Source organism: Streptomyces sp. NPDC047028 (genome assembly GCF_040644095.1).
In the GTDB taxonomy this organism is placed as follows: domain Bacteria; phylum Actinomycetota; class Actinomycetes; order Streptomycetales; family Streptomycetaceae; genus Streptomyces.
In genome coordinates this window covers 1-16,628 of the sequence record NZ_JBEYVS010000029.1, presented here as the reverse complement: position 1 = coordinate 16,628, position 16,628 = coordinate 1, and the positions used below count along the sequence as shown (strand labels likewise).

Below are 16,628 nucleotides of genomic sequence, written 5' to 3'. Positions count from 1 at the left end.
CGATGAAGACGACCGAGACCCCCGCCCCGCTGCCGGCCGAGTCCGGGGCGCCCGTGGCCGAGGTGGACGTGGCACGGCGGCAGCCCGAGACGCCGAAGAAGGAGGGGGGCGTCCTCAACGTCTTCTCCCACGGCATGCTGGTCCTCTGGGCGATCATGGTGATCATGCCGCTGCTGTGGGCGGTGATGTCCTCCTTCAAGGACGACAGCTCCATCGTCGGCTCGCCCTGGTCGCTGCCCGACAAGCTGCACTTCGACAACTGGTCGCGGGCCTGGACCGAGGCCCACATGAGCGACTACTTCCTCAACACCGTCCTGGTGGTCGGGGGCTCGCTCATCGGCACACTGGTCCTCGGCTCGATGGCGGCCTACGTCCTGGCCCGCTTCGACTTCCCCGGGAACCGATTCATCTACTACCTGTTCATCGGTGGCATGAGCTTCCCGATCATGCTGGCGCTGGTCCCGCTGTTCTACGTCGTGAACAACATGGGGCTGCTCAACACCATCCACGGCCTGATCCTGGTCTACATCGCCTACTCACTGCCGTTCACGGTCTTCTTCCTCACCGCGTTCTTCCGCACCCTGCCCACCTCGGTGGCGGAGGCGGCCTTCGTGGACGGCGCCTCCCACTCGCGGACCTTCTTCCAGATCATGCTGCCGATGGCCAAGCCGGGCCTGATCAGCGTGGGCATCTTCAACTTCCTGGGCCAGTGGAACCAGTACATGCTGCCCACGGTCCTGAACACCGACCCCGACAAGCGGGTCCTCACCCAGGGCCTGGTCCAGCTGGCGGTCAGCCAGGGCTACAAGGGTGACTGGTCGGGCCTCTTCGCCGGCCTGGTGATGGCGATGCTGCCGGTCCTGGCGGCGTACATCATCTTCCAGCGGCAGGTGGTCGCCGGGCTCACCGCGGGGGCGTTGAAGTAGGCGGATCCGGCCACCCACCCCTCTCTTTCTTCGGCGCGCGGCCGGTCCGGCCGCGCGCCGGTCCGCGTGCGCGCCCTCCAGCGCGCACGTACAGTGACGACTCCGTCACGCTCAGTGCCCGGGACTGCGGCGGCTGAACGATCGACCACCGCCGGCCCGCCGCTTCCGCCCGCCCCCCCCGGCCCCGCACGGCGGCACCCGCAGGCTTCCAGGAGGCGCCCTGGGCTGCTCCGGGGTGCTCCGGTGTGGCCGCGGGGGTGACCGGCGCGACACGATCCGGGCGGAAGCGATTTCCGTCAAGGACTTGACTGCGGTAACCCGTTCAGCGGAGCTTGGAGTTCATAACTTGTAAGTGGCCCGGTCCGATCGCTGTGACCGGGGTCACGGGCGGCGCGGGTGCCGCCCGGCCGATGGCGGGAGTGGATGGGTCGATGGAGACTCCGGGGTCGCAGTCGTCGCTGCACCGAGCCAACCTGGAACGGGTCGTACGGGCCGTCCGGCTGGCCGGATCGCTCACGCAGGCGGAGATCGCGCGGACGACCGGGCTGTCCGCCGCGACGGTCTCCAACATCGTGCGGGAGCTGAAGGACGGCGGGACCGTCGAGGTCACCCCCACCTCCGCGGGCGGCCGCCGGGCCCGCAGCGTCAGCCTGAGCGGCGACGCAGGCATCGTGATCGGCGTCGACTTCGGCCACACCCACCTGCGGGTCGCGATCGGCAACCTCGCCCACCAGGTGCTGGCCGAGGAGTCCGAGCCACTGGACGTGGACGCCTCCTCCGCGCAGGGCTTCGACCGGGCAGAGGAGCTGGTCAGCCGTCTGATCGCGGCGACCGGCGTCGACCGGTCGAAGATCGCGGGCGTGGGCCTCGGCGTGCCCGGACCGATCGACCTGGAGTCGGGCACCCTGGGCTCCACCGCCATCCTGCCGGGCTGGGGCGGCACCCGGCCCGCCCAGGAGCTGCGCGACCGCCTGGGCGTGCCCGTGCACGTCGACAACGACGCCAACCTCGGCGCCCTGGGGGAGCTGGTCTGGGGCAGCGGCAAGGGCGTGCGGGACCTCGCCTACATCAAGGTCGCCAGCGGTGTCGGAGCCGGCCTGGTGATCAACGGCAAGATCTACCGCGGTCCGGGTGGCACAGCGGGAGAAATCGGTCATATTACTCTTGATGAGTCCGGCCCGGTCTGCCGTTGCGGAAACCGTGGCTGCCTGGAGACCTTCGCGGCGGCGCGCCACGTGCTCCCGCTGCTGCAGTCCAGTCACGGCACCGACCTGACGATGGAAGGCGTCGTACGGCTGGCCAGGGACGGCGACCCGGGCTGCCGTCGGGTGATCGCCGACGTCGGCCGCCATATCGGCAGTGGAGTGGCCAATCTCTGCAATCTGCTGAACCCGAGCCGGGTGGTCCTCGGTGGTGATCTCGCCGAGGCCGGAGAGCTCGTCCTCGGGCCGATCAGGGAGTCTGTCGGCCGCTACGCCATCCCCAGCGCGGCGCGCCAACTGTCGGTTCTCCCGGGGGCACTTGGGGGCCGTGCGGAGGTGCTCGGAGCGCTCGCTCTCGCGCTCAGCGAGATGGGTGATTCGACCCTTCTGGACGGCTCTGTCGCAGGCGCGCTGCCTGCGGCCACCCCTGTCTTCACTTAGAGGACGGATGGCACCGTTGTCATCTCGTTAAGGATTTACTTCTTGACGTCGCACGCGTGGCCGAGTTGACTTCCAGCCACCTCGGCCGCAACGTTCGCGGCCTCGTCAGGGAGGTTTTCCAAGTGAACGCACGTATGCGCCGTGCCGCGGTCGCCGTAGCCGCTGGTGCCATGGCCGTCTCGCTGGCCGCTTGTGGCAGTGCCAAGGAGTCCAAGGGCAGCTCGTCCACCTCGTCGGCGAAGAAGGGCGACGACATCAAGGTCGGCCTGCTCCTGCCGGAGAACCAGACCGCCCGCTACGAGAAGTTCGACCGCCCGCTGATCGAGAAGAAGGTCGCGGAGCTGACGAACAACAAGGGCAAGATCGTCTACGCGAACGCCAAGCAGGACGCCAGCCTGCAGAACCAGCAGGTCGACACCATGATCACCAACAAGGTGGACGTGCTGATCGTCGACGCGGTGGACGCAGCGGCCATCAAGAACTCGGTGCAGAAGGCCAAGGACGCCGGCATCCCGGTCGTCGCCTACGACCGCCTGGCGCAGGGCCCGATCGACGCCTACACGTCGTTCGACAACGAGACCGTCGGCAAGACCCAGGGCGAGGCGCTGCTGAAGGCGCTCGGCTCCAAGGCCAAGTCCGGCAAGATCGTCATGATGAACGGTTCCTCCACCGACCCGAACGCCGCGCAGTTCAAGAAGGGCGCCCACGAGGTGCTCGACGGCAAGGTGAACATCGGCAAGGAGTACGACACCAAGGAGTGGAAGCCGGAGAACGCCAACGCCAACATGGAGGGCGCCATCTCCGCCCTCGGCAAGAAGAACATCATCGGCGTCTACTCCGCCAACGACGGCATGGCGGGCGGCATCATCACCGCCCTGAAGGCCGCCGGCATCAAGGTGCCGGTGACCGGCCAGGACGCCGAGCTGGCCGGCGTGCAGCGCATCGTCACCGGTGACCAGTACATGAGCGTCTACAAGCCGTACGCCCCCGAGGCCGACGCCGCCGCCGAGATGGCCGTGGACCTGGCCCAGGGCAAGTCGCTCGACTCCGTCGCCAAGGACAAGGTCGACAGCCCCACCACCAAGGGTGTCCCGTCCGTGCTGGTGCCGGTCACCGCGCTGACCCAGGCCAACATCAAGGACACTGTTGTCAAGGACGGCGTCTACACGGTCGCCGACATCTGCACCGCCCAGTACAAGGCGGCCTGCGACAAGATCGGTCTGAAGTAGTCGGTCCGAAGCAGTCGGTCTGAAGCAGTCCGTCTGAGGCAAGCGGCGTCACGTCCCTTCCCCCGTACGGGCCTTCGTCCCTGAAGGCCCGTAGGGGACCGGACCGACCGCCCCCCGGCTCCCTCCGGTGCCCCGCCCACCACACAGCCCCGCAAGCTCGGCGCGGGGCGCCGGACGGAATCCCCCCCTCCGGGTTGCTCCCAACCCACCCACCCAGAATCCCTGCACAACCTCCCGCCGGGTCAGGCGGCGAAGGAGTTGGTTCACGTGTCCGCTACGCCCGTGCTGGCGTTGCGCGGGGTCTCCAAGCGGTTCGGTGCCGTTCAGGCGCTCACCGACGTAGAGCTTGAGGTCCACGCCGGTGAGGTGGTCGCCCTGGTGGGCGACAACGGTGCCGGAAAGTCCACGCTGGTCAAGACGATCGCCGGCGTGCACCCCATCGATGAGGGCGCCATCGAATGGGACGGCAAGACCGTCCAGGTCAACAGGCCGCACGACGCCCAGAGCCTGGGCATCGCGACGGTGTACCAGGACCTCGCGCTGTGCGACAACATCGACGTCGTCGGCAACCTCTACCTGGGCCGGGAGCTCCGCAGGCGCGGCGTCCTGGACGAGGTGGAGATGGAGCGCCGCTCCCGTGAGCTGCTGGACCAGCTCTCGATCCGCATCCCGAGCGTCCGTATCCCGATCGCCTCGCTCTCCGGCGGCCAGCGCCAGGTCGTGGCCATCGCCCGTTCCATGCTCGGCGAGCCCCGCCTGGTGATCCTGGACGAGCCGACCGCCGCCCTCGGCGTCGAGCAGACCGCACAGGTGCTCGACCTGGTGGAGCGGCTGCGGGAGCGCGGCCACGCCGTGATCCTCATCAGCCACAACATGGCCGACGTCAAGGCCGTCGCCGACAAGGTGGCCGTGCTGCGTCTGGGCCGCAACAACGGCGTCTTCGAGGTCAAGTCGACCTCGCAGGAAGAGATCATCTCCGCCATCACCGGCGCCACGGACAACGCCGTGACCCGTCGTGCGGCCCGCACCAATGGGGAGATCAAGAAGTGAGCATCGACAAGACCTCCACGCCCCCTGGGGACAACGCCGTGGAGAACACCGAGGCCGCCCGCGGCTCCGACGTGGCCGTCGACCCCCGGCTGCTGGTGCGCGAACAGGGCCTGGCCGGGTACGTCAGCGAGTTCAAGCGCAAGATGAAGGCCGGTGACCTCGGCTCCCTCCCGGTCGTCGTCGGCCTGGTGATCATCTGGCTGATCTTCTGGCGCCTGAACTCCAACTTCATGACGGCGGGCAACCTGTCCGACATCGCGGTGGCCATGGTCGGCACCGGCATGATCGCCGTCGGCATCGTGTTCGTCCTGCTGCTCGGCGAGATCGACCTGTCGGTCGGCTCCCTCTCCGGTGTCGCGGGCGCCACCTTCGCGGTGCTGAACATCACCCACGGTATGAACGAGGTGCTGGCCTTCGTGCTGGCCATCCTCACCGGAACGGTCGCCGGCGCGATCCAGGGCTTCTTCTTCGCGAAGATCGGTGTGCCGGCCTTCGCCGTCACCCTGGCGGGCCTGCTGTTCTGGAACGGCTTCATGCTGAAGATCCTGGGTTCCAACGGCACCATCAACCTCAACAGCGACGGCCTGGTCGCCAAGCTGACCAGCTACTACTTCTCCGACGTGGCCGCCGCCTACGGTCTGGCCATCGGTGTCACGGTGCTGTACTTCCTCAGCGCCTACTTCGGCAACAAGCGCCGCGAGGCCGCCGGGGTGCCGTCCAAGCCGCTCAGCGAGACCATTCTGCGTACGGTGCTGCTGGCCGTCGTCTCCTTCGCCGTGGCGTTCGTCTTCAACCAGAACAAGGGCCTGCCGCTGGCGGTGCTGATCTTCGTCGCGGTGCTGTTCCTCGCGGACTTCGTGCTGCGCCGTACCGCGTACGGCCGGAAGATCTTCGCGCTCGGCGGCAGCGTCGAGGCCTCGCGCCGCGCCGGTATCAACGTGGCCATGGTCCGGATCTCGGTCTTCTCGATCGCCGGTACGTTCGCGGCCATCGGGGGTCTGTTCATCGCCTCCAAGATCGCCTCCGCGAACCAGGGCGCCGGTGGCGGTGACCTGCTGATGAACGCGATCGCGGCGGCCGTGATCGGTGGTACGTCGCTGTTCGGCGGCCGGGGCCGGTCCTGGGACGCGCTGCTCGGTGTGCTGGTCATCGTGTCCATCCAGTACGGGCTCGCGCTGGAGGGCATCGCCTCGCCGGTGCAGTACATGATCACTGGTGGGGTGCTGCTGGCCACTGTCGTGATCGACGCGGTCACCCGGAAGACGCAGAAGTCCGCCGGCCGCGCTTAGCGGTGCCGGTTCGCCGTAGGGGCGTGGGGTGCGCTGCGCGTGCCGGTCCGTGGGGGCTGGTCGCGCCCACGCGGCGGAGCCGCACAATGTCACAGCCCCGCGCCCCTACGGGGCTCGGTTCGGTTGCCCGGTGCCTTTGAAGGTGCCGGGCACGCGGCTGTCTTAGACTCGACTGGCCCGCCGAAAGCTCGATCAGCTCTACTGCAAGGAGGCACGGGTGCCGCTGCTGACCCGCATCAGGGGACCGCGCGATCTGGACCGGCTCAGCCTGGAGGAGCTGGACCTGCTGGCGGAGGAGATCCGGACCTTCCTCGTCGACGCGGTATCCAAGACCGGCGGCCACCTCGGCCCCAACCTCGGTGTGGTGGAGCTGACCCTCGCCCTGCACCGGGTCTTCCAGTCGCCCAAGGACAAGGTGCTGTGGGACACCGGGCACCAGTCCTACGTGCACAAGCTGCTCACCGGCCGGCAGGACTTCTCGAAGCTGAAGATGAAGGGCGGCCTGTCCGGCTACCCCTCGCAAGGGGAGTCCGAGCACGACGTCATCGAGAACAGCCACGCCTCCACGGTCCTCGGCTGGGCCGACGGCATCGCCAAGGCCAACCAGCTCAAGAAGCGGGACAGCCACGTCGTCGCCGTCATCGGTGACGGCGCGCTGACCGGCGGCATGGCCTGGGAGGCGCTGAACAACATCGCCGACGCCAAGGACCGCCCCCTCGTCATCGTCGTCAACGACAACGAGCGGTCGTACGCGCCGACCATCGGCGGCCTCGCCAACCACCTCGCGACCCTGCGCACCACCGACGGCTACGAGCGCTTCCTCGCCCGCGGCAAGGACCTCCTGGGCCGCACGCCCGTCGTCGGCAAGCCGCTGTACGAGACCCTGCACGGCGCCAAGAAGGGCCTGAAGGACTTCATCGCCCCGCAGGGCATGTTCGAGGACCTCGGCCTGAAGTACGTCGGCCCGATCGACGGCCACGACATCGAGGCGCTGGAGTCGGCGCTCGCGCGGGCCAAGCGCTTCGGCGGGCCGGTCATCGTGCACTGCCTCACCGAGAAGGGCCGCGGCTACCAGCCCGCCCTCCAGGACGAGGCCGACCGCTTCCACGGCATCGGCCCCATCCACCCCGACACCGGCCTGCCCATCAAGGCCGCCGGCGCCGACTGGACCTCCGTCTTCGGCGACGAGATGGTCCGGCTCGGCAAGGAGCGCGACGACATCGTGGCCATCACGGCCGCCATGCTCCAGCCGGTCGGCCTGAAGAAGTTCGCCGACGCCTTCCCCGACCGGATCTACGACGTCGGGATCGCCGAGCAGCACGGCGCCGTCTCCGCGGCCGGCCTCGCGCACGGCGGACTCCACCCGGTCTTCGCCGTCTACGCCACCTTCCTCAACCGCGCCTTCGACCAGGTCCTGATGGACGTGGCCCTGCACAGGTGCGGGGTGACCTTCGTGCTGGACCGGGCCGGGGTCACCGGCACCGACGGCGCCTCCCACAACGGCATGTGGGACATGTCGATCCTCCAGGTGGTGCCCGGCCTGCGGCTGGCCGCCCCACGCGACGCCGACCAGGTGCGCGCCCAGCTCCGCGAGGCCGTCGCCGTCGAGGACGCGCCGACCGTGGTCCGCTTCTCCAAGGGCGCCGTCGGCCCCGCCGTACCGGCCGTGGGCCGCGTCGGGGGCATGGACGTGCTGCGCGAGCCGGGCACCGACCGGCCCGACGTGCTCCTGGTCTCCGTGGGCGCCCTCGCCCCGATGTGCCTGGAGGTGGCCGGACTGCTCGACAAGCAGGGCATCTCCACCACCGTCGTCGACCCGCGCTGGGTCAAGCCCGTCGACGAGGCCATGGCCCCGCTGGCGGAGCGGCACCGGGTCGTCGTCACCGTCGAGGACAACAGCAGGGCCGGCGGCGTCGGCTCCGCGATCGCCCAGGCGCTGCGCGACGCGGGCGTGGACGTACCGCTGCGCGACTTCGGCATCCCGCCCCGCTTCCTCGACCATGCCTCCCGCTCCGAGGTCATGGCCGAGATCGGGCTGACCGCCCCCGACATCGCCCGCCAGGTCACCGGTCTGGTCTCCAAGCTGGACGGCCTCCCGCACTCCCGGCTGCGCGCGAACGGCGCCGCCCCCGCCTCCCGCCCGTCCGCCGAGGTGGAGCCCGCACGGGACTAGGACGCGCGCAAAAGTGACACCGGGCCGGTTCCGCCGCCTCTTCCAGGTGGCGGAACCGGCCCGTTTGCGTGAACCTGCCTGTGCCGGGGCATGCATACGCACCCCGACCCTCTCGATCATGTCGAGGACGACAAGCGTGGGAGGCAGGACGTGAGCAATGCCCTGTTCAGGACGAAGAACGTCGAGCAGTCCATCCAGGACACCGAGGAGCCCGAGCACGCACTCAGGAAGTCCCTTTCCGCGCTCGACCTGACCGTCTTCGGCGTCGGTGTCGTCATCGGCACCGGCATCTTCGTCCTCACCGGCACGGCGGCCAAGAACACCGCCGGGCCGGCCGTGTCCCTGTCCTTCGTCGTGGCCGGTGTCGTCTGCGCGCTCGCCGCGCTCTGCTACGCCGAGTTCGCCGCGACGCTCCCGGTGGCGGGCTCCGCGTACACCTTCTCCTACGCCTCCCTCGGCGAGTTCCCCGCCTGGATCATCGGCTGGGACCTGGTCCTGGAACTCGCGCTCGGCACGGCGGTGGTGGCCGTCGGCTGGTCCGGGTACATCCACTCCCTGCTCGACAACGCGGGCTGGCACCTGCCCGACTACCTCAGCGGCCGGGACGGCGCCTCCGGGTTCGGCTTCGACATCCTCGCCGCCGCCCTCGTCCTCGTGCTCACCGCGATCCTCGTCCTCGGCATGAAGCTCTCCGCGCGGGTCACCTCGATCGTCGTCGCCATCAAGGTGGCCGTCGTGCTCGTCGTGATCATCGCGGGCGCCTTCTTCATCCACAGCGGGAACTACGACCCGTTCATCCCCAAGGAGCAGCCGGTCCCGGCGGGCGGCAGCCTCAAGGCGCCACTCATTCAGCTCATCTTCGGCTGGGCGCCGTCCAACTTCGGCGTCATGGGCATCTTCACGGCCGCGTCCGTGGTCTTCTTCGCGTTCATCGGCTTCGACGTCGTCGCCACCGCCGCCGAGGAGACCCGCGTGCCCCAGCGGGACGTGCCGCGCGGCATCCTCGGCTCCCTGATCATCTGCACCGTGCTGTACGTGGCGGTGTCGGTCGTGGTGACCGGCATGGAGAAGTACACGAAGCTGTCCGTGGACGCGCCGCTCGCCGACGCCTTCAAGGCGACCGGACACCCCTGGTTCGCGGGTCTGATCAGCTTCGGCGCGGCCGTCGGCCTCACCACCGTGTGCATGATCCTGCTCCTCGGCCAGTCCCGGGTGTTCTTCGCGATGAGCCGGGACGGCCTGCTGCCCCGCTTCTTCTCACACACCCACCCGCGCTTCCGAACCCCGTACCGGCCGACCATCCTGCTCGGCGTCGTCATCGCGATCGTGGCCGGCTTCACCAGCCTCAGCGTGCTCGCCGAACTGGTGAACATCGGCACGCTTTTCGCGTTCGTCGTCGTCGCCATCAGCGTGATCATCCTGCGGCGCACCCGGCCCGACCTGGAACGCTCCTTCCGCACCCCGCTGGTGCCGTTCCTGCCGATCCTCTCGGTGCTCGCCTCGCTGTGGCTGATGCTGAACCTGCCGGCCGAGACCTGGGTGCGCTTCGGCATCTGGATGGCGGCCGGCTTCGTCATCTACTTCTTCTACAGCCGCTCCCACAGCCGCCTCGCCGAACGCGAACGCGCCACGGCCGCCGGCCCCACCCGCCCCCCGAACGACCCGGCACCGTAACCGGCCGGCCCCGCCCCGGGCGGCGTACCTCTTTCGGACGAGTCAGCCGCGCACGGTTCTCGGGCCCGTCACCTCGGCCCCCAGTTCCGTGACCCGGCGACGCAGTTCGCGGTCCGCCGTGACGACCAGACAGGGGCGGCCGGGAGCCCTCCGTACCAGTTCCACCACGAGATCGTCGCCGCTTCCGGGGGCGGCCTCGACCCGCACGCCCGGCACCGGCGCCACACCGCGGGCCGCACCCTCCACGACGAGGACGAGGTCCACCGGGTCCGCCCGGCCCGGCAGCCCGTCCGCCGCCAGTCGGTCACGCAGCCGTTCCGCCGCGCCCCGGCGGTCCCGCCACCAGCCGTCGGGCACCGACCCGACGACATTCGCGGCGTCGACGATCACCAGCAGGGGCGGGTGCCCGTCCGGCACGTCCGCGGGGTCCTTGGCATCCATGGCTTCAGGGTCGCACGGTGGGCGGGAGCACCGGTGTGTGCCCGACGGCCGGTCAGGAACTCCCGCCGGTGGCCGGGGACCTCTTCGCGGCCTGAGGGATACGGGAGTCGGTGCGGATCTCCTTCCACAGCTGCGAGTCCTGCGGCTCCGCCCCCACGACGCGGTTGGGGTCGATCTTGTCGTACGCCACCGGCAGCATGATGGTGTCCAAGTCGGCGGGGTCCACCCCGTTGAGGCTGCGCCCGAACTTCGCCAGTACGGCTATGTGATGAGGCAGCCCTTCGAACGCGTGGCGGGCATCGACCGGCTCGCCGGCATCAGTCTGCTGCCCGCCGGCGATCGGTACGCCACCTCCGTGGAGGCGGGCGCGTTCCGCGTCGCGCGGTTCACGGCCACGGTCCACCACGACGTGCCGTCCGGCGCTGTCCTCATCCCGCAGGTGCGGGCGGGCATCATCGCCGGGGGCGGGTCGAGGCTGACCAGCAGCACGCACTCGGTGAAGCAGTATGGTTACCGGGTCACCCCACTGCCCCGGCAGGGCCGCGTACTGAAGGTGGCGCCCGGCCACCGCGGAGTGCTCCACGGACTCACCGAGGGCCTGGGGGAGCGGGTCCGTCTCGTCGGCGTGGGGCCGGCGCTGCGCGGTGTCACCGCGGTCGAGCCCGACGGCGCCGTCGTCTACACCCCGCTGCCCGGCCAGGGCGGATACGACCGCTTCGCCTACACCCTCGACGACGGGGACGGCCGCCTGACCAGGGGACAGGTCACCGTCTACATCGGCGATCTGTACGCCGCGCCCGGCGTGCTCGCCGGCTGAGACGCACGGCCACCGGCAGACGGAAAGGGGGCCCCGCTGCCGCGGGGCCCCCTTCACGCGCGTGCGCGCGCTACGCCGGAACCGACGCCACGCCCGGCTGGAGGAACTTCTTGCCGTTGACGCGTTCCGAGACGCCCTCGCGGTCCAGGTACGGGGTGATGCCGCCCAGGTGGAAGGGCCAGCCGGCGCCGGTGATCAGGCACAGGTCGATGTCCTGGGCCTCGGCGACGACGCCCTCGTCGAGCATGAGCCCGATCTCCTGCGTCACCGCGTCCAGCACCCGCGCCCGCACCTGCTCCTCGGTCAGGACGGTGTCGCCCTGCTTCAGCAGTGCGGCGACCTCCGGGTCCAGCTCGGGCTTGCCGCTGTCGTAGACGTAGAAGCCGCGCTTGCCGGCCTTGACGACGGCCGCCAGGTTGGGGGAGACCGTGAAGCGGTCCGGGAAGGCCCGGTTGAGGGTCTCCGAGACGTGCAGACCGATCGCGGGGCCGACCAGCTCCAGCAGGACCAGCGGGGACATCGGCAGGCCGAGCGGCTCGATCGCCTTCTCCGCCACCTCGACCGGCGTGCCCTCGTCGATGACGTTCTGGATCTCGCCCATGAAGCGGGTCAGGATGCGGTTCACGACGAACGCCGGGGCGTCCTTCACCAGGACCGCGGTCTTCTTCAGCTTCTTGGCCACGGCGAACGCGGTCGCCAGCGAGGCGTCGTCGGTCTGCTCGCCGCGGACGATCTCCAGCAGCGGCAGGATCGCGACCGGGTTGAAGAAGTGGAAGCCGACGACCCGCTCGGGGTGCTTCAGCTTCGACGCCATCTCCGACACCGACAGCGAGGAGGTGTTGGTGGCGAGGATCGCGTGTGCCGGGGCGACCGCCTCGACCTCCGCGAACACCTGCTGCTTGACACCGATCTCCTCGAACACGGCCTCGATGACGAAGTCGGCGTCCGAGAAGCCCTCGGCCTTGTCCAGGACGCCGGTCACCAGCGCCTTGAGGCGGTTGGCCTTGTCCTGGTTGACACGGCCCTTGCCGAGCAGCTTGTCGATCTCGGCGTGGACGTAGCCCACACCCTTGTCGACCCGCTCCTGGTCGATGTCCGTGAGGACGACCGGGACCTCCAGGCGGCGCAGGAAGAGGAGGGCGAGCTGGGAGGCCATCAGGCCCGCGCCGACGACGCCGACCTTGGTGACCGGGCGGGCCAGGTTCTTGTCCGGGGCGCCGGCGGGACGCTTGCCGCGCTTCTGCACCAGGTTGAACGAGTAGATGCCGGCCCGCAGTTCACCGCCCATGATGAGGTCGGCGAGCGCCTGGTCCTCGGCGTCGAAGCCCTTCTGCAGGTCGCCGTCCTTGGCGGCGGCGATGATGTCCAGGGCGCGGTAGGCGGCCGGGGCCGCGCCGTGCACCTTGGAGTCCGCGACGAGGCGGCCCTTGGCGACGGCCTGGTCCCAGCCCTCGCCGCGGTCGATCGCCGGACGCTCGACCTTGACGTCGCCGCCCAGGACCTGCGCGGTCCACAGCAGCGACTGCTCCAGGAAGTCGGCGCCCTCGAACAGCGCGTCGGCGATGCCGAGTTCGAAGACCTGCTTGCCCTTGAGCTGCTTGTTCTGGTTGAGGCTGTTCTCGATGATGACCGAGACGGCCTTCTCGGCGCCGATCAGGTTCGGCAGCAGCGCGCAGCCGCCCCAGCCGGGCACCAGGCCGAGGAAGACCTCGGGCAGCGAGAACGCCGGGATCGCCTTGGAGACGGTCCGGTAGGAGCAGTGCAGGCCGACCTCGACGCCGCCGCCCATCGCCGCGCCGTTGTAGTAGGCGAAGCTCGGGACGGCAAGGCCGGACAGGCGCTTGAAGACCTCGTGGCCGCCCTTGCCGATGGCCAGCGCGTCCTCGTGCTTCTTCAGCAGCTCGACGCCCTTGAGGTCGGCGCCGACCGCGAAGATGAACGGCTTGCCGGTGATGCCGACGCCGACGATTTGGCCGTCCGCGGCCTCCTTCTCGACCTGGTCGATCGCGGTGTTGAGGTTCGCGAGCGACTGCGGGCCGAAGGTGGTCGGCTTGGTGTGGTCGAAGCCGTTGTCCAGCGTGATGAGCGCGAAGCGCCCGGCGCCGAACGGCAGGTCGAAGTGGCGTACGTGCGCGGCGGTGACGACCTCGTCCGCGAACAGCTCGGCCGCGCCCTTCAGGAGTTCAGCGGTGCTCACTTGTTGCCTCCGGCGAAGTGCGGGTTCTCCCAGATGACGGTCGCGCCCATGCCGAAGCCGACGCACATGGTGGTGATGCCGTAGCGGACCTCGGGCTGCTCCTCGAACTGACGGGCGAGCTGGGTCATCAGGCGGACACCGGAGGAGGCCAGCGGGTGACCGAAGGCGATGGCGCCGCCGTACTGGTTCACGCGCGCGTCGTCGTCCGCGATGCCGTAGTGGTCGAGCAGCGACAGGACCTGGACGGCGAAGGCCTCGTTGATCTCGAACAGGCCGATGTCGGAGATGCTCAGGCCCGCCTTGGCGAGGGCCTTCTCCGTGGCGGGGATCGGGCCGTAGCCCATGACCTCCGGCTCGACGCCCGCGAAGGCGTACGACACCAGGCGCATCTTGACCGGCAGCTCGTTCTCGCGGGCGAAGTCCTCGCTCGCGATGATCGACGCGGTGGCGCCGTCGTTCAGGCCGGCCGCGTTGCCCGCGGTGACCCGGCCGTGCACGCGGAACGGCGTCTTCAGGCCGGAGAGGCTCTCCAGGGTGGTGCCCGGGCGCATCGGCTCGTCGGCGGTGACCAGACCCCAGCCGGTCTCGCCGCCCTCGGGGCTGGTGCGGCGCACCGAGATCGGGACCAGGTCCTGCTGGATCTTGCCGTTGGCGTACGCCTTGGCGGCCTTCTCCTGCGAGCGCACCGCGTACTCGTCGGCGCGCAGCTTGGTGATGTGCGGGTAGCGGTCGTGCAGGTTCTCCGCGGTCATGCCCATGAACAGGGCGGACTCGTCGACCAGCTTCTCGCTCACGAAGCGGGGGTTGGGGTCCACGCCCTCGCCCATCGGGTGGCGGCCCATGTGCTCGACGCCACCGGCGATGACGGCGTCGTAGGCGCCGAAGGCGATCGAACCGGCGGTGGCCGTGACGGCGGTCAGGGCGCCGGCGCACATGCGGTCGATCGAGTAGCCGGGGACGGACTGCGGCAGGCCCGCGAGGATGCCGGCCGTGCGGCCGAGGGTCAGCCCCTGGTCGCCGATCTGTGTGGTCGCGGCGATGGCGACCTCGTCGATCTTCTTCGGGTCCAGGCCCGGGTTGCGGCGCAGCAGCTCCCGGATCGCCTTGACGACGAGGTCGTCGGCGCGGGTCTCATGGTAGATGCCCTTCGGGCCCGCCTTGCCGAACGGGGTGCGGACGCCGTCGACGAAGACGACGTCCCTGAGGGTACGAGGCACGATGGCTCTCCTCCAGAGTGCGGGACGCTGAGCGCTTGCTTACGACCATGCTACTTGCGAGTAACGTGACTGCACAGTCCTACCCGGGGGAGCGGCGAACATCACACCGGCGGGCGTCCCTGAACCGGCACCCGGCGCTGGTGGCCGTGCCCACCCGTTCCGCCCTGCGGAACGCCTGCCCGCGGCGGTGGGGACACGCTGACGGCGGCGGGCGGCGTGCGGCCGGCTTGAAGGCTGGGCGGAGCCTCGGGCCCGGATCTTGGCGTGATCTCGACGTCCCCGGCCGACTGCAGCGCCCCGACCAGGGGCGCGGGGAACTGCGCGACCAGCCACGAACGGCCCGCAGTCCGCACACACGGGACGCACCACGGCGGCGCGCGGCCGCAGGACGGCCCGCAGTCGCCGCACACGGGACGCACCACGGCGGCGCGCGACGCGGGACGGCCTGCAGTCGCCGCATACGGGTCGGATCACGGCGGCGTGGGGCCACGGGCGGCCCGCAGTCGACGCACAGGAGATGTACTACGACGGCTACGCGCGGCCCGCGCTCAGTGCGGTGATCAGGACCGGGGTCACCTGTGCCACCTGCCACGCACGCGCCCCGTACCCGGCGAGTGCCGCGGACACGGACTCGGCGTCCACCGCCGGAGGCTCCCAGCAGAGGCGCCGTACCGTGTCCGGAGACACCAGGTTCTCCTGCGGCATCCCGAGCTGCTCGGCCAGCGCCGAGACCCCGGCCCGAGCCGCGGACAGCCGGGCCGCGGCGTCGGGGTCCTTGTCGGCCCACGCGCGCGGCGGCGGCGGACCGGTCACCGCCTGCCCCGGCTGCGGCAGCGCCGCGTCCGGCAGGGCCTTCGCCCGGTCGACGGCCGCCTGCCACTGCTCCTGCTGGCGCCGCCCCATCCGGTGCCCGAACCCGTTCAGCGCCGCCAGCGCGTGCACGTTCGCGGGCAGAGCGAGCGCCGCCTCCACGATCGCGGCGTCGCTCAGCACCTTGCCCGGCGACACGTCACGGCGCTGCGCGATGCGGTCCCGGGTCTGCCACAGCTCCCGTACGACGGCCAGCTGCCGGCGCCGCCGCACCTTGTGCATCCCGGACGTACGGCGCCAGGGGTCCTTCCTCGGCTCGGCCGGCGGCGCGGCCGCGATCGCGGCGAACTCCTGCAGGGCCCAGTCCAGCTTGCCCTGCCGGTCCAGCTCCTTCTCCAGGGCGTCGCGCAGGTCGACCAGCAGCTCCACGTCGAGCGCCGCGTAGCGCAGCCAGGGTTCGGGCAGCGGGCGGGTGGACCAGTCGACGGCGGAGTGGCCCTTCTCCAGGACGAAGCCCAGCACGTTCTCGACCATCGCCCCGAGCCCGACCCGGGGGAACCCGGCGAGCCGCCCCGCCAGCTCGGTGTCGAACAGGCGGGTCGGCACCATGCCTATCTCGCGCAGGCAGGGCAGGTCCTGGGTGGCCGCGTGCAGCACCCATTCCACGCCGGTCAGCGCCTCGCCGAGCCCGGACAGGTCGGGACAGGCGACCGGGTCGATCAGTGCCGTACCGGCACCCTCCCGGCGCAGCTGCACCAGGTACGCGCGCTGGCCGTACCGGTATCCGGAGGCCCGCTCGGCGTCGACCGCGACGGGGCCCGAGCCGGCGGCGAAGGCGGCGACCGCCTTGGCGAGCGCGGCGTCGTCGGCGATCACGGGCGGAATGCCCTCGCGGGGTTCCAGCAGCGGTGTCGGCGCCCCCGTCACAGAAGGTCCGGCGTCGTCCGGAGGGGTGCCCCCGGCGGTACGCAGGGCACTGTCTGCTGCGGTGTCTTGGGCGTCGGTCACCTGTCAAGAGTATCGGTGTGCGGACCGCGCCCGTCGACGGAACGTTCCGTCGACGGGCGCCGGAGGGTCGTCAAAAGAAAGGAATTGCACACGTAGGTACTCCAGTAACTAATGTTCGGAGAGCGGTTGGGGGGGTGTGGGTGTGACTGTGTGG

12 protein-coding genes and 1 pseudogene are annotated in these 16,628 nt (G+C 70.2%); 8 read left to right on the top strand and 5 right to left on the bottom strand.

What is annotated here, in order from left to right; all coding sequences use genetic code 11:
- The first annotated feature begins 2 nt into the window (after positions 1-2).
- The 7 genes from ABZ854_RS24550 to ABZ854_RS24520 all read left to right on the top strand — a co-directional run bounded on the left by ABZ854_RS24550 (position 3) and on the right by ABZ854_RS24520 (position 9,984).
- Positions 3-926, top strand: coding sequence for a carbohydrate ABC transporter permease (locus ABZ854_RS24550; RefSeq protein ID WP_361214427.1), 924 nt, complete (start codon positions 3-5; stop codon positions 924-926).
- A gap of 431 nt (positions 927-1,357) precedes the next feature.
- Positions 1,358-2,569 carry an ROK family transcriptional regulator gene (locus tag ABZ854_RS24545; RefSeq protein ID WP_361214425.1) on the top strand — a complete coding sequence of 404 codons (1,212 nt, stop codon included), beginning with the start codon at positions 1,358-1,360 and terminating at the stop codon, positions 2,567-2,569.
- A 134-nt stretch (positions 2,570-2,703) separates the two neighbouring features.
- Positions 2,704-3,798 carry a sugar ABC transporter substrate-binding protein gene (locus ABZ854_RS24540; RefSeq protein WP_361214569.1) on the top strand — a complete coding sequence of 365 codons (1,095 nt, stop codon included), beginning with the start codon at positions 2,704-2,706 and terminating at the stop codon, positions 3,796-3,798.
- A 258-nt stretch (positions 3,799-4,056) separates the two neighbouring features.
- Entirely contained in the window at positions 4,057-4,848 is a 792-nt protein-coding gene (locus tag ABZ854_RS24535; RefSeq protein WP_361214423.1) for an ATP-binding cassette domain-containing protein, read from the top strand.
- Positions 4,845-6,137, top strand: a complete 1,293-nt coding sequence (locus ABZ854_RS24530) for a sugar ABC transporter permease (RefSeq protein ID WP_361214421.1) — start codon at positions 4,845-4,847, stop codon at positions 6,135-6,137. The genes ABZ854_RS24535 and ABZ854_RS24530 overlap by 4 nt, the downstream gene beginning before the upstream one ends.
- 217 nt (positions 6,138-6,354) lie before the next feature.
- Positions 6,355-8,310 (top strand): 1-deoxy-D-xylulose-5-phosphate synthase, encoded by a 1,956-nt coding sequence (gene dxs, locus ABZ854_RS24525; protein ID WP_361214419.1) that lies wholly within the window; start codon positions 6,355-6,357, stop codon positions 8,308-8,310.
- A 150-nt stretch (positions 8,311-8,460) separates the two neighbouring features.
- The gene (locus ABZ854_RS24520) at positions 8,461-9,984 is read left to right on the top strand and encodes an amino acid permease (RefSeq protein ID WP_361214417.1); all 1,524 of its coding nucleotides are present in this window, start codon (positions 8,461-8,463) and stop codon (positions 9,982-9,984) included.
- A gap of 42 nt (positions 9,985-10,026) precedes the next feature.
- Here ABZ854_RS24520 and ABZ854_RS24515 read toward each other — a convergent pair whose 3' ends face one another.
- Together ABZ854_RS24515 and ABZ854_RS24510 are read right to left on the bottom strand one after the other, a co-directional pair.
- Positions 10,027-10,425, bottom strand: a complete 399-nt coding sequence (locus ABZ854_RS24515; protein WP_361214415.1) for an NTP pyrophosphohydrolase — start codon at positions 10,423-10,425, stop codon at positions 10,027-10,029.
- Between the two features lie 52 nt (positions 10,426-10,477).
- Positions 10,478-10,681: pseudogene (locus tag ABZ854_RS24510) on the bottom strand (LytR family transcriptional regulator); the annotation flags it as partial.
- Between the two features lie 12 nt (positions 10,682-10,693).
- Between ABZ854_RS24510 and ABZ854_RS24505 the strand changes: the two are divergent.
- Entirely contained in the window at positions 10,694-11,242 is a 549-nt protein-coding gene (locus ABZ854_RS24505; RefSeq protein WP_361214413.1) for an Ig-like domain-containing protein, read from the top strand.
- Between the two features lie 70 nt (positions 11,243-11,312).
- On the opposite strand, the gene ABZ854_RS24500 is transcribed toward ABZ854_RS24505, so the two are convergent.
- From ABZ854_RS24500 to ABZ854_RS24490, 3 genes are all read right to left on the bottom strand, one after another.
- Positions 11,313-13,439 (bottom strand): 3-hydroxyacyl-CoA dehydrogenase NAD-binding domain-containing protein, encoded by a 2,127-nt coding sequence (locus tag ABZ854_RS24500; RefSeq protein ID WP_361214411.1) that lies wholly within the window; start codon positions 13,437-13,439, stop codon positions 11,313-11,315.
- Complete coding sequence (locus ABZ854_RS24495; protein ID WP_361214409.1) at positions 13,436-14,656, bottom strand: acetyl-CoA C-acyltransferase; 1,221 nt, start codon at positions 14,654-14,656, stop codon at positions 13,436-13,438. Before ABZ854_RS24495 ends, ABZ854_RS24500 begins: the two co-directional genes overlap by 4 nt.
- A gap of 531 nt (positions 14,657-15,187) precedes the next feature.
- Positions 15,188-16,474, bottom strand: a complete 1,287-nt coding sequence (locus ABZ854_RS24490; RefSeq protein WP_361214408.1) for a ribonuclease D — start codon at positions 16,472-16,474, stop codon at positions 15,188-15,190.
- Positions 16,475-16,628: the final 154 nt, after the last annotated feature.

What these genes read in the sequence shown, in the direction of transcription:
- ABZ854_RS24505 (WP_361214413.1), top strand. Translation starts at nt 10,694, where the DNA reads ATGAGGCAGCCCTTCGAACGCGTGGCGGGCATCGACCGGCTCGCCGGC.
- ABZ854_RS24515 (WP_361214415.1), bottom strand. Translation starts at nt 10,425, where the DNA reads ATGGATGCCAAGGACCCCGCGGACGTGCCGGACGGGCACCCGCCCCTG.
- ABZ854_RS24540 (WP_361214569.1), top strand. Translation starts at nt 2,704, where the DNA reads ATGCGCCGTGCCGCGGTCGCCGTAGCCGCTGGTGCCATGGCCGTCTCG.
- ABZ854_RS24550 (WP_361214427.1), top strand. Translation starts at nt 3, where the DNA reads ATGAAGACGACCGAGACCCCCGCCCCGCTGCCGGCCGAGTCCGGGGCG.
- ABZ854_RS24545 (WP_361214425.1), top strand. Translation starts at nt 1,358, where the DNA reads ATGGAGACTCCGGGGTCGCAGTCGTCGCTGCACCGAGCCAACCTGGAA.